Source organism: Variovorax sp. P4_D9, assembly GCF_056401695.1.
Map to the genome: position 1 here is coordinate 1 of NZ_JBFUIU010001700.1, position 667 is coordinate 667.

The 667-nt window shown below is 64.5% G+C and carries 1 protein-coding gene; it reads right to left on the reverse strand.

What is annotated here, in order from left to right; all coding sequences use genetic code 11:
- Positions 1 to 572 precede the first annotated feature (572 nt).
- The coding region (locus AC1DY5_RS57845) for a laccase domain-containing protein (RefSeq protein WP_478123072.1) at positions 573 to 667 on the reverse strand (95 nt) is incomplete at its 5' end.

Genomic DNA, 667 nt, shown 5'->3' on the forward strand with positions numbered 1-667 from the left:
GCTCCAGGGCGCTCCTACCGAGGCGCCCCCCGGCGCGCCGAGCGATTGAAAAGATTCGAGGGCTTTCTCCCATCCCTGCGTGAGCGCCTGCTGAAAGGGCGCGGCTCCAGGGCGCTCCTACCGAGGCGCCCCCCGGCGCGCCGAGCGATTGAAAAGATTCGAGGGCTTTCTCCCATCCCTGCGTGAGCGCCTGCTGAAAGGGCGCGAAAGTCTCGGCTCCCATGGCCTGTGCGTGATTCATGATGTCTCCTGCTGCCTCACCTCGTCCAAACAGGTTTTGAGTATGCTGCATTCGCAGGGGCCCCACCAGTGCGGCCCGCCAAACCTTCCTGAAAACATCATCTATGCACCTCGTTGTGATCGCGTGGCTCTATGTTGCCCTGATGATGGCGGTCGCCGAGGCCACCAACACCACCGGCACCGTGCTGGGTGCGATCTTCACCTTTCTACTTTACGGCCTTCTGCCGGTGGCACTGGTGGTCTACCTGATGGGCACCCCGGCCCGGCGGCGGGCAATCAAGGCACGCGAAGCCGCCGAGCGCGAGGCCGCGATCCAGGCGGCCAGGGCCCGTTCAAACGCGCCAGATGCAGGCAGCGAAGCGGCCGCTGACCCGGTCGCGCCGATGCGAGAAAAAACGTAACGGGTTGTGTACGGTACACCAAGCCT